Annotated in this window: 23 protein-coding genes; 3 read left to right on the top strand and 20 right to left on the bottom strand. The window is 45.4% G+C overall.

Annotated elements, in window-relative coordinates; translation table 11 throughout:
* Positions 1-76: 76 nt before the first annotated feature.
* The 15 genes from nusB to CA600_RS26030 form a co-directional block, all read right to left on the bottom strand.
* Positions 77-529, bottom strand: coding sequence for a transcription antitermination factor NusB (gene nusB / locus CA600_RS26100; protein WP_042190451.1), 453 nt, complete (start codon positions 527-529; stop codon positions 77-79).
* Between the two features lie 298 nt (positions 530-827).
* Positions 828-1061, bottom strand: coding sequence for a DUF2273 domain-containing protein (locus CA600_RS26095; RefSeq protein WP_042190453.1), 234 nt, complete (start codon positions 1059-1061; stop codon positions 828-830).
* A gap of 15 nt (positions 1062-1076) precedes the next feature.
* A complete protein-coding gene (amaP, locus tag CA600_RS26090; RefSeq protein ID WP_042129814.1) occupies positions 1077-1616 on the bottom strand; it encodes an alkaline shock response membrane anchor protein AmaP in 540 nt (179 codons plus the stop codon).
* Between the two features lie 74 nt (positions 1617-1690).
* Entirely contained in the window at positions 1691-2107 is a 417-nt protein-coding gene (locus tag CA600_RS26085) for an Asp23/Gls24 family envelope stress response protein (RefSeq protein ID WP_036682829.1), read from the bottom strand.
* Positions 2108-2221: 114 nt separating this feature from the next.
* Positions 2222-3565, bottom strand: coding sequence for an acetyl-CoA carboxylase biotin carboxylase subunit (accC, locus tag CA600_RS26080; protein WP_094874075.1), 1344 nt, complete (start codon positions 3563-3565; stop codon positions 2222-2224).
* A gap of 54 nt (positions 3566-3619) precedes the next feature.
* A complete protein-coding gene (gene accB / locus CA600_RS26075; RefSeq protein ID WP_094874074.1) occupies positions 3620-4129 on the bottom strand; it encodes an acetyl-CoA carboxylase biotin carboxyl carrier protein in 510 nt (169 codons plus the stop codon).
* 147 nt (positions 4130-4276) lie between these two features.
* A complete protein-coding gene (locus CA600_RS26070; protein WP_094874073.1) occupies positions 4277-5173 on the bottom strand; it encodes a SpoIIIAH-like family protein in 897 nt (298 codons plus the stop codon).
* A 67-nt stretch (positions 5174-5240) separates the two neighbouring features.
* Positions 5241-5882 carry a stage III sporulation protein AG gene (gene spoIIIAG, locus CA600_RS26065; protein ID WP_094874072.1) on the bottom strand — a complete coding sequence of 214 codons (642 nt, stop codon included), beginning with the start codon at positions 5880-5882 and terminating at the stop codon, positions 5241-5243.
* A gap of 40 nt (positions 5883-5922) precedes the next feature.
* Entirely contained in the window at positions 5923-6684 is a 762-nt protein-coding gene (gene spoIIIAF / locus CA600_RS26060) for a stage III sporulation protein AF (protein WP_094874071.1), read from the bottom strand.
* Between the two features lie 95 nt (positions 6685-6779).
* A complete protein-coding gene (spoIIIAE, locus tag CA600_RS26055; RefSeq protein ID WP_094874070.1) occupies positions 6780-8015 on the bottom strand; it encodes a stage III sporulation protein AE in 1236 nt (411 codons plus the stop codon).
* 42 nt (positions 8016-8057) lie between these two features.
* Complete coding sequence (spoIIIAD, locus tag CA600_RS26050; RefSeq protein ID WP_042129828.1) at positions 8058-8447, bottom strand: stage III sporulation protein AD; 390 nt, start codon at positions 8445-8447, stop codon at positions 8058-8060.
* A 7-nt stretch (positions 8448-8454) separates the two neighbouring features.
* On the bottom strand, positions 8455-8658 hold the full coding sequence (gene spoIIIAC, locus CA600_RS26045; protein WP_036682849.1) for a stage III sporulation protein AC: 204 nt from the start codon (positions 8656-8658) through the stop codon (positions 8455-8457).
* 13 nt (positions 8659-8671) lie between these two features.
* Positions 8672-9190, bottom strand: coding sequence for a stage III sporulation protein SpoIIIAB (spoIIIAB, locus tag CA600_RS26040; RefSeq protein ID WP_094874069.1), 519 nt, complete (start codon positions 9188-9190; stop codon positions 8672-8674).
* A complete protein-coding gene (spoIIIAA, locus tag CA600_RS26035; RefSeq protein ID WP_094874068.1) occupies positions 9183-10184 on the bottom strand; it encodes a stage III sporulation protein AA in 1002 nt (333 codons plus the stop codon). The genes spoIIIAB and spoIIIAA overlap by 8 nt, the downstream gene beginning before the upstream one ends.
* A gap of 82 nt (positions 10185-10266) precedes the next feature.
* The gene (locus CA600_RS26030) at positions 10267-10530 is read right to left on the bottom strand and encodes a YqhV family protein (protein ID WP_371915730.1); all 264 of its coding nucleotides are present in this window, start codon (positions 10528-10530) and stop codon (positions 10267-10269) included.
* A gap of 302 nt (positions 10531-10832) precedes the next feature.
* On the opposite strand from CA600_RS26030, the gene CA600_RS26025 reads away from it, so the two are divergent.
* Positions 10833-11699 (top strand): YitT family protein, encoded by an 867-nt coding sequence (locus CA600_RS26025; protein WP_081382878.1) that lies wholly within the window; start codon positions 10833-10835, stop codon positions 11697-11699.
* Between the two features lie 288 nt (positions 11700-11987).
* Here CA600_RS26025 and CA600_RS26020 read toward each other — a convergent pair whose 3' ends face one another.
* The 4 genes from CA600_RS26020 to CA600_RS26005 form a co-directional block, all read right to left on the bottom strand.
* Positions 11988-13241 (bottom strand): aspartate kinase, encoded by a 1254-nt coding sequence (locus tag CA600_RS26020; RefSeq protein WP_094874067.1) that lies wholly within the window; start codon positions 13239-13241, stop codon positions 11988-11990.
* A gap of 302 nt (positions 13242-13543) precedes the next feature.
* Positions 13544-14101: an elongation factor P gene (gene efp, locus CA600_RS26015; protein WP_042190473.1), complete on the bottom strand. Its 558-nt coding sequence runs from the start codon at positions 14099-14101 to the stop codon at positions 13544-13546.
* A 45-nt stretch (positions 14102-14146) separates the two neighbouring features.
* Positions 14147-15217 (bottom strand): M24 family metallopeptidase, encoded by a 1071-nt coding sequence (locus CA600_RS26010; RefSeq protein ID WP_094874066.1) that lies wholly within the window; start codon positions 15215-15217, stop codon positions 14147-14149.
* A 74-nt stretch (positions 15218-15291) separates the two neighbouring features.
* On the bottom strand, positions 15292-15783 hold the full coding sequence (locus CA600_RS26005) for a YqhR family membrane protein (protein WP_094874065.1): 492 nt from the start codon (positions 15781-15783) through the stop codon (positions 15292-15294).
* Between the two features lie 207 nt (positions 15784-15990).
* Here CA600_RS26005 and CA600_RS26000 point away from each other — a divergent pair, with 207 nt between their 5' ends.
* Complete coding sequence (locus CA600_RS26000; protein WP_373455847.1) at positions 15991-16938, top strand: DUF1385 domain-containing protein; 948 nt, start codon at positions 15991-15993, stop codon at positions 16936-16938.
* A 7-nt stretch (positions 16939-16945) separates the two neighbouring features.
* Entirely contained in the window at positions 16946-17287 is a 342-nt protein-coding gene (locus tag CA600_RS25995) for a hypothetical protein (protein WP_094874063.1), read from the top strand.
* Positions 17288-17367: 80 nt separating this feature from the next.
* Here the strand turns inward: CA600_RS25995 and CA600_RS25990 are convergent, their stop codons facing one another.
* Positions 17368-18297 (bottom strand): patatin-like phospholipase family protein, encoded by a 930-nt coding sequence (locus CA600_RS25990; protein ID WP_094874062.1) that lies wholly within the window; start codon positions 18295-18297, stop codon positions 17368-17370.
* Positions 18298-18375 lie beyond the last annotated feature (78 nt).

Below are 18375 nucleotides of genomic sequence, written 5' to 3'. Positions count from 1 at the left end.
ACGGTAAGCGTTTATGCGAGAAATATAAAACATAAAGAATAGGTGAATAACTTATACTTGCTTATATTTATAAAAATTAAGAATGGTCAGCTTTAATTGTATCTATCTCCTGAATCATCTTACCAAGCACACCGTTTACAAACTTACCGGAATCATCCGTTCCAAAATGCTTGGCCAAATCTATAGCCTCATTCACAGCAACCTTAGCCGGAACATCATTCGCGAACACCATTTCATACGCCGCAAGACGTAAAATTTGACGATCCACACGTGACAGACGGCTCATTTGCCAGCCTTTCAAGTAATGCTCAAGCATATCGTCAATTGCAACCTTGTGCTCCCACACACCGTTTACATGCTCCACCACATAATGCTTAAGCTGAATTTCGTCCGTAATTACACGTTCGGTTTCATTCTCCTCTGAAGCTTCCTCCAGCAGCATCTCTACGGCTTCTGCGCTCTCTACATCGTTCATTTCCATCTGATACAGGCTTTGGACAATAATCTCTCTCGCTATACGTCTTTTCATGTGTTCCTCCTAAAATCTTATATCGCATTAACATCTTTACTCAAACTTCTATAACGTCGGGCAACCATACATATAACTTCACACCTCAAGCGTAATAATAATTCAGACTTTAATCACATCGCCTATAATTATTTTAAGCCCAAATCCTTCGAATTCTATCCCTAATCCTTAGAGGATTATTGTCCGATGTCCGTTTAAGATAACTTTTCCAATTAAAAAAACCGCAAAGCCTTTCTTCCAGGGGCATTGGACAACACAAACTTACGGCTTCCTGCTCCGGGAAAAAGACTATCGCGGTTCACTTGAAGGGACGCCAGCGTCCGGATAGACGCGTAATCAGCTCCTGCCACTGAAACAGGGGAGCCTCTGCGTTATCCTTTCTTTTGCCGAACGTATATCCGATGAACACTACCAGTGCAAAGAACAACATATCCCAAAAACCGCAAATTAAATATATCAACCCTAGACCAATGCCGAAAGTCACTCCGGCGATTCTACCCCCGTGACTTTCCCATACTTCTTTCCAAGACATAAGGGAAATTCACCTCTATTCCACTCGACTTTTGAAGCTTGGAGACTGCGTAAGGTTAGCAATATATACAGACACATCCGCAACCGGAATACCGGTTGTCTCCTGCACAAAATCATGCACCTGACGTTGCACTTCTGTGGTTAGCAGCGGCAATGAATGTTCACCATCCACTACTGCGCGAATTGTAATTTCAAGGCCCGCCTGAGAAACGCGAATACGCGATTTGAGATCTCTGATTCCCTTCACTTTACCGGCAGCCTTCAAACTCAGATTCTCAATGGTCTCCACTGAAATCTGGATATCCCCATACTCCGTACGCTGATCAACAGAAGGTAAAGAAGCGCGATCACGACGCAAAGAGATGTAGAAAAATCGGATGCTCAGAAGGAACAAGACAACTGCTACTACAATTGCAGTAATATAAGCTGCTGGTCCATTCTCAATCTCCAAAGTTTTAGGAATAGCACCGCTCAAGAGGAGGATGGCAATAACAGATAATATTCCGATACTTAAGCTGTAGACAAACAGCAAAAGTCTGTCCAAAATTTTTGCCACGAGTCTCATAACCTCCTTAAATTAGAGTAAACCCTCGACTTTGCTGTCGGGGGTTTATGGAAGAACGACGACTGTTATTTCACGCGAAGAATCGTTTCAGCTTCCTCGTTCTTGTCGACAGTGTTGTTGTTCTTGAACTGTACATCATGAATATGCACATTCACTTCCACAACAGTCAGACCAGTCATAGTCTCGATGGAACGCTTAACATTACGCTGAATTTCAGCAGCCACTTCAGGAAGACGGTTACCATATTCAATGATTACAGAAACATCCACTGCAGCTTCGCGTTGTCCAACCTCTACTTTAACTCCTTTAGACAAGTTCTTACGTCCGAGAAGCTCAACAATACCACCGGCGAAACCACCGCTCATGCCAGCTACACCTTTAACCTCAACGGTCGCTAAACCTGCGATCACCTCGATCACTTCAGGAGCAATCTGGATCTCACCGATTTCTGTCCGTTCGTATTCTGTCGGCAATGTACTCATTTTAGACTTCACACCTTTCAACAAAGATTCTCATAAATTCAAGCGTAAAGCACGTCTCTTATTAAACATACTATATCATTTGACGAACTTTATGACAAACAAAGCGAAGTCGTCCTAAATTTCATACTCTTCCAGAAACTTGATGTCAAAATTACCATCCAGAAATACAGGATGCTCCAACAGTTTCTGGTGGAAAGGGATCGTAGTATGGATTCCCTCCACGGCAAATTCAGCCAAGGCGCGCTTCATCTTTGCAATCGCTTCCTGACGTGTGGGTGCCCATACAATCAGCTTTGCAATCATAGAATCATAGAAAGGGGAAATCGTATAACCAGGGTACGCCGCGCTGTCTACACGAACACCAAGACCTCCAGGCGGCAAATAAAAGCCGATTTTACCTGGTGAAGGCATAAAATTACGCTCTGGATCTTCCGCATTGATACGGCATTCAATCGACCAGCCATTAATCTCGATATCTTCCTGTGTAAAGGACAAAGGATTTCCTTCTGCAACCGAAATCATTTCCTTGATCAAATCCACACCCGTAACCATTTCCGTTACCGGATGCTCTACCTGAATACGAGTATTCATCTCCATGAAGTAGAACTGTCCATCCGGTCCAAGCAAGAATTCAAGCGTTCCTGCTCCCGAATAATTCACTGCGAGTGCTGCACGAACTGCTGCATTCCCCATCGCTTCACGGATATCCGGTGTAAGTACAGAACAAGGTGCCTCTTCAATCAGCTTTTGGCGACGACGCTGTACGGAGCAGTCGCGTTCACCTAAATGCACTACATTACCATGCTTATCTGCAATAATTTGAATTTCTACGTGCTTCATACCTGTAAGGTACTTTTCCAAATATACACCAGCGTTGCCGAACGCCTTCTGCGCTTCCTGTTGTGCAGCAGTAATCTGCTTCACCAATGATTCCTCGTCCTCAGCAATCCGGATGCCCTTACCCCCGCCACCTGCGGTAGCCTTAACGATAATCGGGTATCCGATATCACGGCCCAGCATGACGGCTTCCTCAACATCACCTACAAGGCCTTCTGAGCCCGGGATGATCGGAACTCCAGCCAGCTTCATGGTTTCCTTCGCCACAGCTTTATCACCCATACGGTTGATTGCATCTGGAGATGGCCCAATGAAGATAATATTGCAAGATTCACAAATCTCTGCAAAATCTGCATTCTCAGCTAAAAATCCATAACCAGGATGGATGGCATCACATTCTGTTAAGGTAGCTACACTCATAATATTTGTAAAGTTCAGATAGCTGTCCTTGGACGGCATCGGACCGATGCAGTAAGCTTCATCAGCCAACCGGACATGAAGTGAATCCCGGTCGGGTTCCGAATAGACCGCGACGGTGGAAATGCCCAGTTCTCGGCAGGCCCTAATAATGCGGACCGCGATTTCGCCGCGGTTGGCAATCAACACTTTTTGAATGTTCATGCGTTTCCTCCCAAAGTTTTGCGAAGCTTCCGCTCCATAAGTAATCTGCGGTATTTATTCCGGTTTAACCAAGAATAGGGGTTGACCGTATTCTACAAGCTGACCATTCTCTGCCAGTACGGACACGATTTCACCTTTAATCTCCGCTTCCAGCTCATTCATCAGCTTCATCGCTTCGATAATGCATACCGTTGTTTTCTCACCAACACGGTCTCCAACATTAACGAACGAAGGCATTTCCGGAGAAGCGGCACTATAAAATGTTCCCACCATTGGAGATACAATTTTATGTAGTTTGCCTTCTGCGGCGGCTTGTGGCTGCTGCGCTGGAGGAACCTCACTGATTACTGGATAGGACACTTGCTGCACGCTCTGCGGCTGCGGGGCAGGCGTAAAGGGATAGGCATTATAAGGAGTCGCCTGTACTGCTGTTCCATCAGCTTCAGGGCGATCCGGTTTGCGAATTGCAAGCTTCATTCCTTCGCTTTCGATCTCCAACTCATGTACAGAGGAGGTCTGGTCCAGCAATTTAATTAATTCCTTAATTTCGCTCAACTTGAACATACATTAGTTCACTCCTTCAGCTTTCTCTCGAAGCCACTTCTTAAGCGGACAAGATAACTTTATGTATTATATCATAAACGCTAGAAATGGAAAGAGCCCGGGAGAACCCGAGCTCTTTCGTCATATTCCCTATAATTTCACGCCTTATTATTTCTCGGAAACATACTGAACACTAACTTTATCCTGAGACACACTCAGTTCTTTCATTACGAGATCAACGATGCTAACCGCTTGTTTTACATCCAGCTTGTCACTCAGTACGACTACTTTATAGCTGTCCCCAGCTTCTTCCTTCACGATGGCTTCCCCATATTTTTGTTGAAGCTGTTCTTCAATGCCCGTAATTTTAGATTCTTTTTCTTCCAGGTTAAGGAGCTGTTCTTGAGCAACTGCGTTATCAGCAGGCGTCTTCTCCATGTCGTTAATCAAAGCGAGTAAGTCTTGTTGGCTCTTTAGATTCTTTTGTTCACGTTCATACAGGTAGTTAGTGAACATGCTGCTCGCCGATACACTTTGTGAAGCTACTTCATCCAGGATTTCTTTATCATTCTTAGCAGGGGTTTTGGATGTTGTAGTAGCCGCTGTATCCTTAGCTGCCGTATCCTTAGTTACTGTATCCTTAGCTGCTGTGTCAGAAGTTTTACTGGAGTCTTTTGCAGCAGTGTCCGTCGAAGCTTTCTCAGAGTTACCGCTGTCTGCTGCTTTACTGCTATCATCCTTAACCGCTGTAGTTGCACTGTCATCAGTAGTTGCAGTGGTTGCACTATCGTCAGCGGCTTTAGTGCTGCTAGCGCTATCTACAACGCCTTCATCAGCAACTACATCTCCTTGACTAACCACTTCATTCACTACGATACCTTTGTCGCCAACCGTTGGTAACGCTGCGTTTGCTGTGTCTTTTTTCAGAGAATCCACCTGCATTGTCCCTGCCGTGTCTTTTGGAATCGATGCACCTGAATCTTCAGTAAATAAATAGTATGCCGAGAGTACAACCATCAAACTGAGCATAGAAACCAACCATATTGTTTGTCTTTTGCCGTTCATTTCTTATTCCTCCTAAAATTTAATCTAGTGGCTGCTTCGGAAGCACTCACTTCTTGACTTTCTCCTGCTACTCTTGTTTGCGTGGTACTACTGAAATCCGCTGAATCGGAACATACAAGCCTTTTTCGATAGCCTGCTCTATGAGTCCACGGACAACCTTGTTCTCTGCCCCTTTGGCAACTACCAGTACGCCACGAACCTGAGGCTTAATCCGCTTCGTCACAATAGGTGTCTCATCGCCCGATTGTGAGTAGGTTACGATTTCGCCATCCCTTGTATATTGCGTCGTGTGACGTTTACCACCACTGGCATCCGTCTCTTCACTAAGCTGCTGGGAGTCGTTCATATTGCGCACCACGACAATTTCTTCTGTTGACTCCACGGTAACCATAATATCGACGGTACCGACGCCAACGATTTTCTCCAAAATCTCCTTCATTCGGTTCTCCATCGCCAGTTCAATGCTTTCGAATGAATTGCTTGTTGTTGGATCACTCTGCACCAGCGCCGTTTGGGAGGACTGATTCTGCGGTGGCTCACGCCCCGTATTCTCGTTATCAATCTTCTTCACATTGACGAAGGAATTAAACAGCATAATCGCTGCGCCCAGCAGACCCAGAATGATTAGCCAGCGAAAAGTATGACTTCTCTTCGGACTGCCAGCCCCACCCCCAGCCCATTGCTCCAGCTTTTTCAGCCAATTGCCCACTCCTATCCCTCCTAACCTTGATCGTTTAGAAGCTACAGACTCATAACTTGACGTTATTCACAACGCCGCCATCCACTTGGATTACTTTGGGATCCAAATCCCATTTTTGTTCCAACAGCTTTACGATGGACTCCGTTTCACTTGAAGATGTGTTATTTTCTGTTACATTTCCGTTCACTGCTTTGGGCTCATCTGCAGAAGCTGATCCATTCTCTGGATTCGTTCCGATCTTTACTTCTACAGGCTCTACAGGAGCGATTGCAATTGGCGGAGCAGCGGCTGCGCCGGAAGTACCGGAAGCTCCTATGGAATTAGCTGTTGCTTGGGACATTGAGACCTTCACTGCGGAGATGACAGGAACATCTTCATTACCAGAGCCGCCGGATTTCCCCATGCCGAGCGTTACAGTGACATTAACCCCGCGTTTTCCGGTCTCGCTGATGATCTGCTCCCTCATTTGCTCAGCAACCTCTTCTGCGGCCAGCTTTAGGCTTTGATCCTGGCGCCCTTGTGCAAGCTTCTGACCATCTGCCAGAATCTTTTCCAAAGAGGGATCTCCACTTCCCCCTCCTGTGAACAAGCCTCCTTCTTTCTCCTGACGACCCATGGCTATACTCAGCTCGGCTATGGCGTCACCTTTAAGGAGAGAAACGATTGGGCTAAGCATGGTAAGTAAGATCAGGAGGCTCAGCACCAGCCTTGCATACCGCTCCATGGACTTACTCGGAAGGAGTAACTCAACGAACGATGCCAACAATACGACAAGAATGATCTCCCGCAGCCATCCTCCTAACCAGCTCATTTTTTCCTCCTAAAAGTTTTGTTAGCATAGCCTTCAGCGAATTTACTTCGTACAAAACTCACTTGGAAAGCTCCCGCTAAGTTTTGTCAGCAGATTCACCTCATCATGACGGTTAAATTGCCAGCGGTTAGCATGATCGTGACGGCCATAAAAAACATTAACGATACCGCTGCCAAAGCTGCGAATACGTACACCATGCTTTTTCCGATCGTCTGGAGGCAGACCACAATCGGCGTCTCTCCTAAGGGCTGCATTACTGCAGCAGCTACATTGTAGATCAGAGCAAGCACCAGGATTTTGATCGCTGGAAAAGCACAAAGGAACAAAATGATAATGACACCGGATAGCCCAATGGCGTTCTTCACCAGGAGTGAAGCTGAGATCACTGTGTCTGTTGCATCCGCGAACATTTTTCCGATGACCGGAACAAAGTTGCCTGTAATATATTTAGCGGCCCTGATCGTAACCCCATCTGTCACTGAACTCGTAATTCCCCTGACTGAAATCACACCGAGGAACACAGTGAGCAGTACTCCTAGTAATCCAGCTCCGATATTTCTTAGCAGATTCGCCAACTGGGTCAGCTTGTATTTCTCCGACAGTGCACTCACGAGATGTAGCACCGCTGAAAAGAATAATAGTGGAAAGACAATGGTATGGATCAGTGTGCCAACGGTATGAATCATAAAAACAATTAGTGGATGTGTGACCGAGACGGTAACAATGTTCCCCATGGAAGCCAGTAACGCGAACAGTAGCGGAATCATGGCCATCATAAAATCAATCATCCGGTCGATAGCATCCTTCGCATAACCTATAGCGATATTGAAGCTGTTCACGGCAATAACGAGCACTACCATATAGCAGAGCGTATAAGCCACCTTGCTGACCGTTTTTCGCTCAAAAGCGGTTTGTAGCGTCTCCAGTATCATGCTGAGCACACTGACCATGACAATCGTGACCAGCAGCCTTCCGTTGTACAACACCTCATGCCACATAAAACCAAGTAGCCCAGATAATACACCTTGCAAGCTGAGTCCCTTATCCCCTGGAAGCAGCATGTCCATAAGTGATGGTGTTGCCCCGTCTGGAAAAAAACCTCCGTAATCCTTCATCAGTTGATCCCAGTACGACTCCACCTTATCTGTTGGCAGATTGTTCACCTGACCCTTGACCCACTGGTCTACCGGGGAGGCATTAACGCCCGATCCTGACGCTGGAGAAGCTATGGCTACTTGAGCTGTACCTGCAAACCATAGAATGAAGAAGCATGGGAGCAGCAACAGTATTATTTTAAATTTTGGAGGACGAAAAACACTGCACTCTTGCATAACTTCTCCTCCCTAATCGTTGCTTAGCTTCCTTCAATTGCTTTAAGCAGGTAGCAGCTTCATGACCGTTTCAATAATGATGCTGATAATGGGTACAGCTAGTACCATAATGAGGACTTTTCCGGCGAGCTCTATTTTGGAAGCAATCGATTCCTGCCCAGCATCACGCACGATCTGTGCTCCAAATTCAGCGATATATGAAATTCCGATGATTTTGAACACGGTCTTTAAATAGATCATTTCCATCCCCGATGACTCTGCCACCCGCTCCAGTGTGGAAAGTATCATTCCAATCTTGCCGATTAGAAACAGGAAGATCAGAATCCCTGTGGCAGTAGCGAGGAGAAAGGCAAACATCGGTTTTTGTTCCTTCAGCACGAGAATCAATATGGTCGATATCAGCCCTATTCCAACAACTTGAATGATCTCCATAGCACGCCTATTGAAAAAGAAAGATCGTTTTTATTTCCTGCAGCAGTCCGTCCAGCATTCGAATAACCATAAATAGCACGACGACGAACCCGATTACGGTAACCCAATGTGCGAAATCTTCTTTTCCCATCTGTTTAAGCACCGTGTGTATCATGGCGATAATTATGCCAATGCCGGCAATTTGAAAAATCGCATTGACTTCAATATTCATTCCTGGCACCTCGCTAAAAGATCAAAATGACGATCAATGCTCCAAGCAGCAGACCCAGGCTTTTACTCAATTTTTCATATTTGCCTTGATCCTCTCTGGCCACCGACTCCTCCTGCTTCAATTGCTGCAATGCTAACGCGATATGAGTGCTCTGATTGGACCTATCGCTTGTACCGAGAGTACAACTGAGCTGGCGGAGAATCTCTTTTTCTGTCCCCTTCAATGCGGTAGACTTCCAATGCGACTCCATAGCCCTCTGAATGGCATCCTGGGCGCTTCGGTCATGGGGTGGGCTCATCTCCTCAGCTGTTTTAACAAACAACGTTTTGAGCGGTTCCTTCGACTGAATCCCTATACGCCGCATAGCTTCAGGCAATGGGGTAAAGCCATACATAATTTCTGTTTCCAGCCGCTGTAGCGCTGCTATTAAGCCTCTGATATGTCTTGGCCTGTCTGCATATTGTTTTGCAAATTGTAGCCCTGCCAGCGTACCAGCCAGCACAATCAGAACGGCACCAAATAGCTTAAGCATGTATATCACCACCTAATCGATCCCCGGGTGAGATAAGAAGTAATCCGCGTTTTTGTCCATCCAGAACACGAAAGGAGAGCCCTGCTTCTGAGCGATGCAGAATGACGTATCTTTCGAACATCTTTTGTTCCAGTAGCCCGCCAAGCCCGGGTCTACGAGCCAGTTCTATTACTTCTTTACCGTGAGCCGAAGCAACAACTGATATTCCAGCATGCAGCGCTTCAGTGACTGCTTCAGCGTCTTCAGGACGACCAATCTCATCAGCAATCAATACATCCGGTGACAAGGAACGAATCATCATCATCATGCCTTCAGCTTTGGGACAGCCGTCGAGGATATCTGTGCGCGGACCAACATCAAAGGCAGGAATCCCGCGTCTGCTTCCGGCAATCTCAGAACGTTCATCGACAATCCCCACCTTCAAACCGGGTCTTCCGCCTTCACGCTTCCCCAAATCTCCTAAGGAGATTTGTCTTGCAATATCGCGAAGAAGTGTTGTCTTCCCGTGCTGTGGAGGCGAAAGGATCAAGGTGTGCATCATTCGCTGCCTCCCCTTGTCCAGCAGATAAGGCAGCACTTTATCCGCGACTCCGGGAACCTCACGGGCTATGCGGACATTGAAGCTTGTAATGTCGCGTAGATGCTCCACACCACCACCACTCAGCACCGTCCGACCAGCAAGTCCTATTCGATGGCCGCCAGGAATCGTAATAAATCCCTTTCTCAGCTCTTCTTCCATCGTATATAGTGAATGGTTGCTGATCAGATCTAGCAGTCTATGAGTGTCCTCCCGATCCGGCCTATAGGCTTCTTCCGGCCTTTGCGTTACGCTGCCATTTGCTCTAAGAAAGTGATATTTACCTGAATAGTTAATCTCCAGCGGACGACCTTCACGGACCCGAATCTCTTCCACCATTCCAAGTAGCGGAAGGGGAAGGCACTTTAATAGTGCTCTTACTTTTTCAGGAAACAATTGCAGCCAATCATCTGCCATACAAAGTACCCCCAAGTTGTCCTCTATCTAATTGCTTTATTCCATATTTATGCTTGTACGCGCTCAATATGCCTATCATCTATCATTTTTTTAGAATCCCGATTAAGAGAAAGGCTACACCGCAACCGACCCAGCCCAGTTTGCTCCAGGACAACTGCTGAGCCATCCCTGTAAGTCCGATCGCTGTCGTCAATATCAAGATCGTCGGGCCTACCAAAGCTAGTCCAGAATTGACTGCGAGCGCCTTGTCTACCTGATTCAACCGCAGCATAATCAGTGCAGCTATAATCTCCGCACTACCCGAGAACAGCCGAAGAGTCGCCATCCAGCTTACATACTTGTCCAATCCACTCCACTCCTAACTTTTACTATTTCATACAAAATGATATTCAGGGCTTGTTTGTCCTTCTCTTATCCATGGATATGCGATAATTACTCACTTTAGACAAGGAGAAATGACAGAATTGCAAGTCCAACTGTGAAAGAGTTCATAGTACACACCTATATAAATAAATATAATCAGTACGATAAAATTATTTTTTACGAACACTTCCATCTGTGGTATCCTTGTTAATTGGAAATATAGTGGGTTTATATTTTCAAAAAGAGCAGACTATAAAGACATAAGAAAAAGAGGGGATTTGTGTCATGCAAGTTCGAAGTTACGGGTTACCGCAAAATATGCGGACCGTAGTCAGACCACTCAAGGAAGTAGCTATCATTATTTTTTCAGCCTTTTTAATTGCAAGCGGGATGCGACTGTTTCTAATTCCTCATCAGCTTCTGAGCGGTGGGGTAGCAGGGGTGGCTTCGGTCGTCGGTTATTTAACGGATCCGAAGTACATTTCTAAGCTTTATTTTGTAATAAACCTCCCTTTAATTGTCTGGGGATTTATTGCAGTGGGGAAAAAATACATCTTACTAAGCTTACTTTCCGTCGTAGCTACCACCTGGTTCATTACCATTATTCCTGAGGTGCAAATGACCAAGGATCCCATTCTTGCAAGTATTTTCGGCGGAGTAATTATTGCTGGCGGTGTTGGTTTTTCTCTCCGTACAGGGGGTTCTTCCGGGGGATTTGATATATTAGGCTCGATTATTTCTCGCAAGCGTGATATTCCAATGGGAAATATCATGTTCCTAATGGATGGATTAGTGATTCTGAGTTTAGGCTTCTTTAAAAGCTGGGATTCCGCCTTATACGCTATGCTCTGTATTTTTGTAAAGAGTAGAGTAGTCGATATGATCCATATTCGCCATGTGAAGCTGACCTGCTTCATCGTTACCAAAGAACGGGAGATGATGCTAACCCGTCTCAGAGAGTTACCTCATGGCATCACTGTCGTCAATGCAGAGGGTGGATACAGTCATGAGGGAAATACCATGCTAATGACGGTAACGACTCGGTATGAGCTTGCAAATCTGCGGAGAACTATTCTTGAGGCAGACCCAAGCTCCTTCGTCAATGTTGTGGAGACTGTAGAGATCCAGGGCCGGTTCAAACGATTAGGATAAAATTCAGGGACTTACCTCCCATGCTGTTATATAGATGAAAAGGAACGCTGCATTCAAATCTGCAGCGTTCCTTTTCATCTATAAGTGATGCTATTTGCTTATTTTTTACTAGCTGAAATATACCAGTCATTCACTTCCTTAGTAATTTCATCACCATTCATCTATTCAAGAAGCATTATGGCATAACGCCGCAGGAATACCACAACAAAACTGGCTTAAAAGACAAAGAGAGGGATGCCCCGCAGCCGTCTGGCCGTAAGGCATCCCTCTTTGTTTACTCAGCAGCTCTTATCGGCGATCTTTAGGACCTCCGACGAAAGCCTGCTCAGTTGTATCTAGATTGTAGGCGGTATGAAGCGCCTGTATGATTGATGGCAAATTGCCTGATTCAATAACGCAAGATACTTTGATCTCAGAAGTGCTGACCATCTTGATGCTTACACCCTCTTGGGAGAGTACATCAAACATTTGAGCCGCTACCCCTGGATGGCTGACCATCCCAGCACCAACGATGGATACCTTCACCAGGTTATCCTCGGAGGTAACTTCACGGTAAGGCAATGTTTTATGAATTTCTTTAATAACTTCCTTCGCCCGATCCAGCTCATCAAGAGAAACTGTAAACGAGAAGTCAGCCTGCTCATTCTGTACACCACTTTGTACGATGATATCTACGTTAACGCCCTCTTCAGCAAGCTTGCCGAAGACCTGAGCGAGTACACCTGGTACATCAGGAACTCCAAGAATACTGACACGTGCTACATTCTTATCAAATGCAATACCACTAACTACGATTCCCTGCTCCATGCTTGTTTCCTCCTTCACAACGGTACCTTCATTATGATTAAAGCTCGATCTAACGACCAGCTTAACTTGATGACGCTTAGCGTACTCCACTGCACGTGGATGTAATACAGCTGCTCCCAAATTGGCAAGCTCCAGCATTTCATCGTAAGAGATTTCCTTCAGCTTACGTGCCGTCTTCACGATACGTGGGTCTGTGGAGTAGATACCATCTACATCGGTATAGATTTCGCATACGTCTGCTTCTATAGCAGCAGCCAATGCTACGGCTGTTGTGTCCGAACCACCGCGGCCTAATGTGGTGATCTCACCGTCCACAGTCATTCCCTGAAAGCCTGCAACGATCACGATCTGTTCACGCTCCAAAGACGCTAATACACGGCGCGGGTCAATTTCATTGATACGAGCTCTGCCGTGAGTTTCGTCTGTTCGGAATCCAGCCTGCCATCCTGTATAAGAAACAGCATTCCGCCCGATCCCATGTAGGGCAATGGACAATAGAGCGACGGAGATTTGTTCACCTGTCGTCATCAACATATCCATTTCACGTGCGGGCGGCTGCCCGTTCAGTTGCTTCGCCGTATCGATCAAATCATCTGTTGTATCCCCCATTGCAGATACAACCACAACGCAGCGATGTCCCTCATCTTGCTTGTCTGCGATGCGCCCCGCGACGCGTTTCATTCGTTCAGTGTCGCCGACGGAGCTGCCTCCGAATTTCATAACATAAAGTGACAAAGTCCCATTCACTCCCCATATCGGTCTATGTAGTTGCTTCTAATCGGTTTCCCGCTTTAAATCAGTATAATACGAAAACAGTGCCCTGCGTTAATGGTTTCATAAAAAATTTATTAAAATTCCCCGCTGCGAAAAAAAAGATAAGATCAGCATCCGCCCTTCAGCTGTGCTTATTTTACTCAACTCCCAGTATTTTAATGTGGGTTTCCATAGCATCTTTATCCGTTACTGTTCATAAAAAAAACCTCCACCGTATAAACGGGGAGGTTATTCTTGTAATATCTAGGTAATTGTTCTATTTCCTACGCGCGGGAGATATATTTACCTTCACGAGTATCAACGAGCAAGATGTCTTCTTCGTTGATGAACAATGGAACCTGAACACTGTGTCCGGTTTCAAGCTTGGCCGATTTCGTAGCACCTTGAGCCGTGTTTCCTTTAACGCCAGGCTCAGTTTCAACAACCTTAAGCTCTACGCTGGTAGGAAGGTTGATCCCAAGAATCTCACCTTTATAACTAACGATGTTTACAGTCATGTTCTCTTTAAGGAAATTCAATTCCCATTCCAATTGCTTTTCGGACAATTCGAATTGGTCATAAGTTTCGTTATCCATGAATACATGGTCCGATCCACTGGCATAGAGATATTGTACACCACGGTTTTCGATAATAGCACGGCCAATCGTTTCACCTGCACGGAATGTACGCTCTACTGTATTACCGTTACGTAGGTTCTTAAGCTTGGAACGGACAAATGCTGCGCCTTTACCTGGCTTAACGTGTTGGAAATCAATAACGGTAAAAATATCTCCTTCTACCTCTACGGTCAAACCTGTTTTAAAATCATTTACTGAAATCACTAAAATCCCTCCAAAATTATAATTAATCTACTACATCACGCTTACTTACAGTACTGTATATTCTTTAGACGAATGGGTCAGCAGTGATATTCCGCTCTCTGTGATCACAATGTCATCTTCAATACGTACTCCGCCAATGCCCGGCAAATAAATACCAGGCTCCACAGTTACAACCATCCCCGGCTGCATAATATCGTCACTAAGTTTAGACAAACGCGGCCACTCATGAACTTCCATTCCAAGTCCATGGCCTGTGCTGTGTCCAAATTGTTCACCATATCCGTAGCTAGCAATGATATCACGTGCCAAGGCATCACATTCCCGTCCAGTCATACCCGGCTTGATATGCGCTAAAGTATGTAGCTGAGCTTCCAGCACAATATCATAGATCTCTTTCAGCTTCGGATCCGGTGCTCCGAGTGCAATGGTTCTTGTCACATCTGAACAATAGCCATCAAGTAATGCACCGAAATCAAGGGTAATGAATTCATTGCCTTGAATTACGCGGCTGCTTGCTACGCCGTGTGGCATGGACGAACGTTCGCCTGAAGCAACAATCGTATCAAACGATGAAGAAGTTGCACCATGGGTACGCATATAAAATTCCATTTCCAAATCAACATCGCGCTCAGTCATACCCGGCTTGATCACGTTCAGAATATGACTGAATGTAGCATCGGCCAGATCTGCTGCACGTTGCATAACGGCAAGCTCTTCCTCATCCTTGAACATACGAAGGTCTTCCACAGCTTTGGAAATTGGAACTAACACTGCCGGCTTAAGTGCTTCTGCATATGCGGTGTACGCGCTGAATGAAACATCATCCTGTTCGAAACCAATACGTACCTCTTTACCAGAAGGCAGAAGCTCGCGAACTGTATCAATGAATTTAGTTGTATGCTCTACAACTTTAACCCCCATTGCTTGGTCCGCGGCCTGTGTCATATACCTGAAGTCAGTCAGCAGATAACAATCATCACTTGTCACCAGTACATAACCGGACGATCCGGTAAATCCACTTAAATAGCGGCGGTTATAACCGCTAGTTATCAACATTGCATCCAATCCTTGATCCTGCAAAACCTTACGCAGCTTGGAGACACGCTTGTTACCCATTTTCATTCTCCTCTCGAAATAGCCACATTGTATTTTAACATAGGGATATCCCCTTGAGAAGTTTTTTCGCGCCGTTAGGCAAGCGCTGTACTTTGCTCACGCTTCCGTTCGTCCGTATACTCAATTGCTGCTGTATATCCAATGAACATTCCCCATAGCAGAAAAATACAGAACTCACTAATGACCGTGTTCCACGGCAGCTTGAATGGGGGCTGCATAAGAAACATCTGAGAACCAGGAATAAATATAATCGCCCACCATAAAATGCCGTAGACTAGGCCTGGCCAAGGCCCCTTCAGCTTACGGAGAACCAGTACGTACAGCATAGAAGCGATGACCGAAAATACAATAAACATCATATATCCCACGAAATGTCCAAATGCTGTTGTCAAAAACGCATGTTTGAAGAAAGGCTCTGCTATAAAGCCAGGGCTGACTTGGGTAAAACTGAACCAATAAACTAGCCAATGAAGCCCACCCCAAATTAATCCTGCAAAAAAACCTAATTCGAGTGCAAAAAGCCAAATATTTGTATGCCCCGATTGTTGTTGATGAGATTTGCTCATGAAATTGCCTCGCTTTCTTTATTTTCGATGCCGATTTATCTCTCGTTCTCTCTAGAAGATAGTATGTACAGCAAAAGGCGATCCAACTAGTAATGTCTTCAAAAATTAGTTACAATGTATTATATAAATCATATTAAATACGAGAAGGTGAATTGGTTGTCCCAGGAAACTCCCAGTTACGGCGGCCAAGCCGTCATTGAAGGTGTCATGTTCGGCGGTAAGCATATCAATGTAACAGCCGTACGACGCAAGAATCAGGAAATCACTTTTTTAGAAGTACCCAAAAGCGATAAGAGCTGGGTCACGAAACTGCGCAAGATTCCGCTGCTTCGCGGCCTTGTCAGTATTATAGATGCCAGCGCTAAAGGCTCTAAGCACTTGAACTATTCTGCCGAATCCTACGCTGAAGATGAATTGGAACCGGAAGATCTTGAGAAGGAAAAAGCGAAGCCGAAGAAAAAGGATGAGGGCTGGAGCCTTGGAATGATTTTTGGCGTTGCTGTAATGGGTATTCTCTCCTTCTTGTTCGGAAAGCTCATTTTTACGCTTGTTCCGGTATTTGTAGAGGATTTTTTATTTAAAAATGTATTTGATAACTACGTACTGCACAACCTCATAGAAGGCGGCATCAAAATGATTCTTTTGCTGGTCTATTTATGGGCGATTTCTCAAACACCTGTGATCAAGCGACTGTTCCAGTATCACGGTGCCGAACATAAAGTCATCAGCGCTTTTGAAGCGGGTGAAGAACTGACTGTTCAGAACGTTCAGAAATACAGCCGTCTGCATTACCGCTGTGGAAGTAGCTTTATGATGCTGACGATTATCCTCGGTGTGATCATTTACTCCGTAGTCCCATGGGATAATCTTTGGGAACGAGTGATCCAGCGGATTATCTTGTTACCCGTCGTAATTGGTGTATCGTTCGAAGTTCTAAAGGGAACCAATGCGGTAAGAGAAGTACCAGGCCTTAAATATCTGGGTTACCCTGGATTGTGGCTGCAACTCCTTACAACCAAAGAGCCAAAAGACGATCAGGTAGAAGTATCTATTGCCTCTTTTAACCGTATGCGTGAGCTTGATGCTGCGATTGAAGCAAGAGGATATTCGGAGGCAAGTGTGTCAGGCGGCATATTGGATCCTGCGAAAGGATGAGTGATCTATGATCAGGCATGCTTTAATTTTTTGGATTACGGTTACGCTTGCGATTTTCGGTTTTGTGATTGGAGTCTTGACTGAGCCCTTCTTTACGCTGTCGAAGCTGATTCTCCCCTTAGTACTGTTAGCAATCATTTATTATGCTTACAAAAAAATGGGACCAGGCAAATACGCTCGTAGCAGCAGTGGATCTAAGGTTAAAGTGAAGCCTTCCCAGAAGACCATGTCAAAGGTAGCAGGAATTCGCAAGACTCAAGCTGCACCAGGCAAACGCAAAAGCTATCCTTTCCAAGTGATCGACGGAAGTAAAGGGAAAAATGACGATCAGCTTCCGAAGTATCACTAACTTCATAAGAACTCCAAAAAGCATCTCCACGTTTTAAGTAACGTGCGGGATGCTTTTTTCTCATATGGATACCTCGCTCGTTATCTTGGTCGCCACTCCTTAAAGAAATCTTCTCCTGCTTTGAGTCCGGCAGCATACATTTCATCGCTTTGCGCTTTTGTAATTTCAAATTGAGTCGTCCCAATCCCAAGCGTAGGAATTTTTACCGTGCGAACAAATTTATCCCCTTCAATAAACTTTTCATCATGAGCAGAGAGCATGGTAGTTACCAAGGCTTGGAGCATACTGAATGGCCCTCTGATTTTATGCGGCTGTGGATCGGTCTTACCTACCGTTTGATAACCTACCGTAGGAATTCTGTTCCCAGGTTGTATACTCCCATTATTCTTGCCGTCAAATAGCCACAAAGGGAAATTACTCAAGAGTCCACCATCTACAACATACACAAACTGCTCGGTAAAGGATTTCCCTCTTGCTGCTTGCCCGTTCAGTCTTAACATCACAGGATCAAAAAAATAAGGAATGCTGCAGCTCATTCGCACTGCCTTGGCCACTTCAAAATGCTCCGGAGAGATCCCATACTGCTCCAAGCCATCTGGCAACACCAATATCCTTCCATTTGTGATATCGGATGCGATGATAGATAATTTACCTGCAGGCAGATCACGGAAGGTGATGATTCCCTTTTTCAGTAATAATGCTCTTATCCAGGACTCCAAGGCTTCCCCAGAATATAATCCTTTCTTCAATAACACTCGCAGCGCAGGACCAACGATAGCAGTATTGTAAACGGGGCCTCGCTTCAGAAACGATGAAAAGGATGTTCCTTGGATGATCCGACACATTTCCTTCCCCTCATAGCCCGCTGCTAGTAAAGTGGCTACAATCGAACCTGAGGAGGTTCCTGCTACCCTTTTAAAAGTCCAGCCTGCCCTTTCTGTAGCTTCAACTGCTCCCGCAAGAGAAATCCCCTTTACGCCTCCTCCTTCAAATACTGCGTTAATCTCCATACACAAAAATCCCCCGTTTCCCAAAGATTCTATTGCTTATCTATGAGCACGGGGGAACATTCATGACTCCTTATGAAT

The sequence above is a fragment of the Paenibacillus sp. VTT E-133280 genome, assembly GCF_002264385.1.
Taxonomy (GTDB): Bacteria; Bacillota; Bacilli; order Paenibacillales; family Paenibacillaceae; genus Paenibacillus_AQ; species Paenibacillus_AQ nitricinens.
The sequence above is the reverse complement of the archived record's forward strand: the minus strand, read 5'-3'. Positions and strand labels throughout refer to the sequence as shown.

Excerpts from the sequence above, each read along its gene's own strand:
- spoIIIAF (WP_094874071.1), bottom strand. The coding sequence starts at position 6,684 with ATGAGCTGGTTAGGAGGATGGCTGCGGGAGATCATTCTTGTCGTATTG.
- spoIIIAD (WP_042129828.1), bottom strand. The coding sequence starts at position 8,447 with ATGGAGATCATTCAAGTTGTTGGAATAGGGCTGATATCGACCATATTG.
- CA600_RS26095 (WP_042190453.1), bottom strand. The coding sequence starts at position 1,061 with ATGTCTTGGAAAGAAGTATGGGAAAGTCACGGGGGTAGAATCGCCGGA.
- accB (WP_094874074.1), bottom strand. The coding sequence starts at position 4,129 with ATGTTCAAGTTGAGCGAAATTAAGGAATTAATTAAATTGCTGGACCAG.
- spoIIIAE (WP_094874070.1), bottom strand. The coding sequence starts at position 8,015 with ATGCAAGAGTGCAGTGTTTTTCGTCCTCCAAAATTTAAAATAATACTG.
- nusB (WP_042190451.1), bottom strand. The coding sequence starts at position 529 with ATGAAAAGACGTATAGCGAGAGAGATTATTGTCCAAAGCCTGTATCAG.
- accC (WP_094874075.1), bottom strand. The coding sequence starts at position 3,565 with ATGAACATTCAAAAAGTGTTGATTGCCAACCGCGGCGAAATCGCGGTC.
- spoIIIAB (WP_094874069.1), bottom strand. The coding sequence starts at position 9,190 with ATGCTTAAGCTATTTGGTGCCGTTCTGATTGTGCTGGCTGGTACGCTG.
- CA600_RS26070 (WP_094874073.1), bottom strand. The coding sequence starts at position 5,173 with ATGAACGGCAAAAGACAAACAATATGGTTGGTTTCTATGCTCAGTTTG.
- spoIIIAC (WP_036682849.1), bottom strand. The coding sequence starts at position 8,658 with ATGAATATTGAAGTCAATGCGATTTTTCAAATTGCCGGCATTGGCATA.
- CA600_RS26000 (WP_373455847.1), top strand. The coding sequence starts at position 15,991 with ATGTTCGGCGGTAAGCATATCAATGTAACAGCCGTACGACGCAAGAAT.
- CA600_RS25995 (WP_094874063.1), top strand. The coding sequence starts at position 16,946 with ATGATCAGGCATGCTTTAATTTTTTGGATTACGGTTACGCTTGCGATT.
- CA600_RS26025 (WP_081382878.1), top strand. The coding sequence starts at position 10,833 with ATGCAAGTTCGAAGTTACGGGTTACCGCAAAATATGCGGACCGTAGTC.
- CA600_RS26005 (WP_094874065.1), bottom strand. The coding sequence starts at position 15,783 with ATGAGCAAATCTCATCAACAACAATCGGGGCATACAAATATTTGGCTT.
- CA600_RS26010 (WP_094874066.1), bottom strand. The coding sequence starts at position 15,217 with ATGGGTAACAAGCGTGTCTCCAAGCTGCGTAAGGTTTTGCAGGATCAA.
- spoIIIAA (WP_094874068.1), bottom strand. The coding sequence starts at position 10,184 with ATGGCAGATGATTGGCTGCAATTGTTTCCTGAAAAAGTAAGAGCACTA.
- CA600_RS25990 (WP_094874062.1), bottom strand. The coding sequence starts at position 18,297 with ATGGAGATTAACGCAGTATTTGAAGGAGGAGGCGTAAAGGGGATTTCT.
- CA600_RS26085 (WP_036682829.1), bottom strand. The coding sequence starts at position 2,107 with ATGAGTACATTGCCGACAGAATACGAACGGACAGAAATCGGTGAGATC.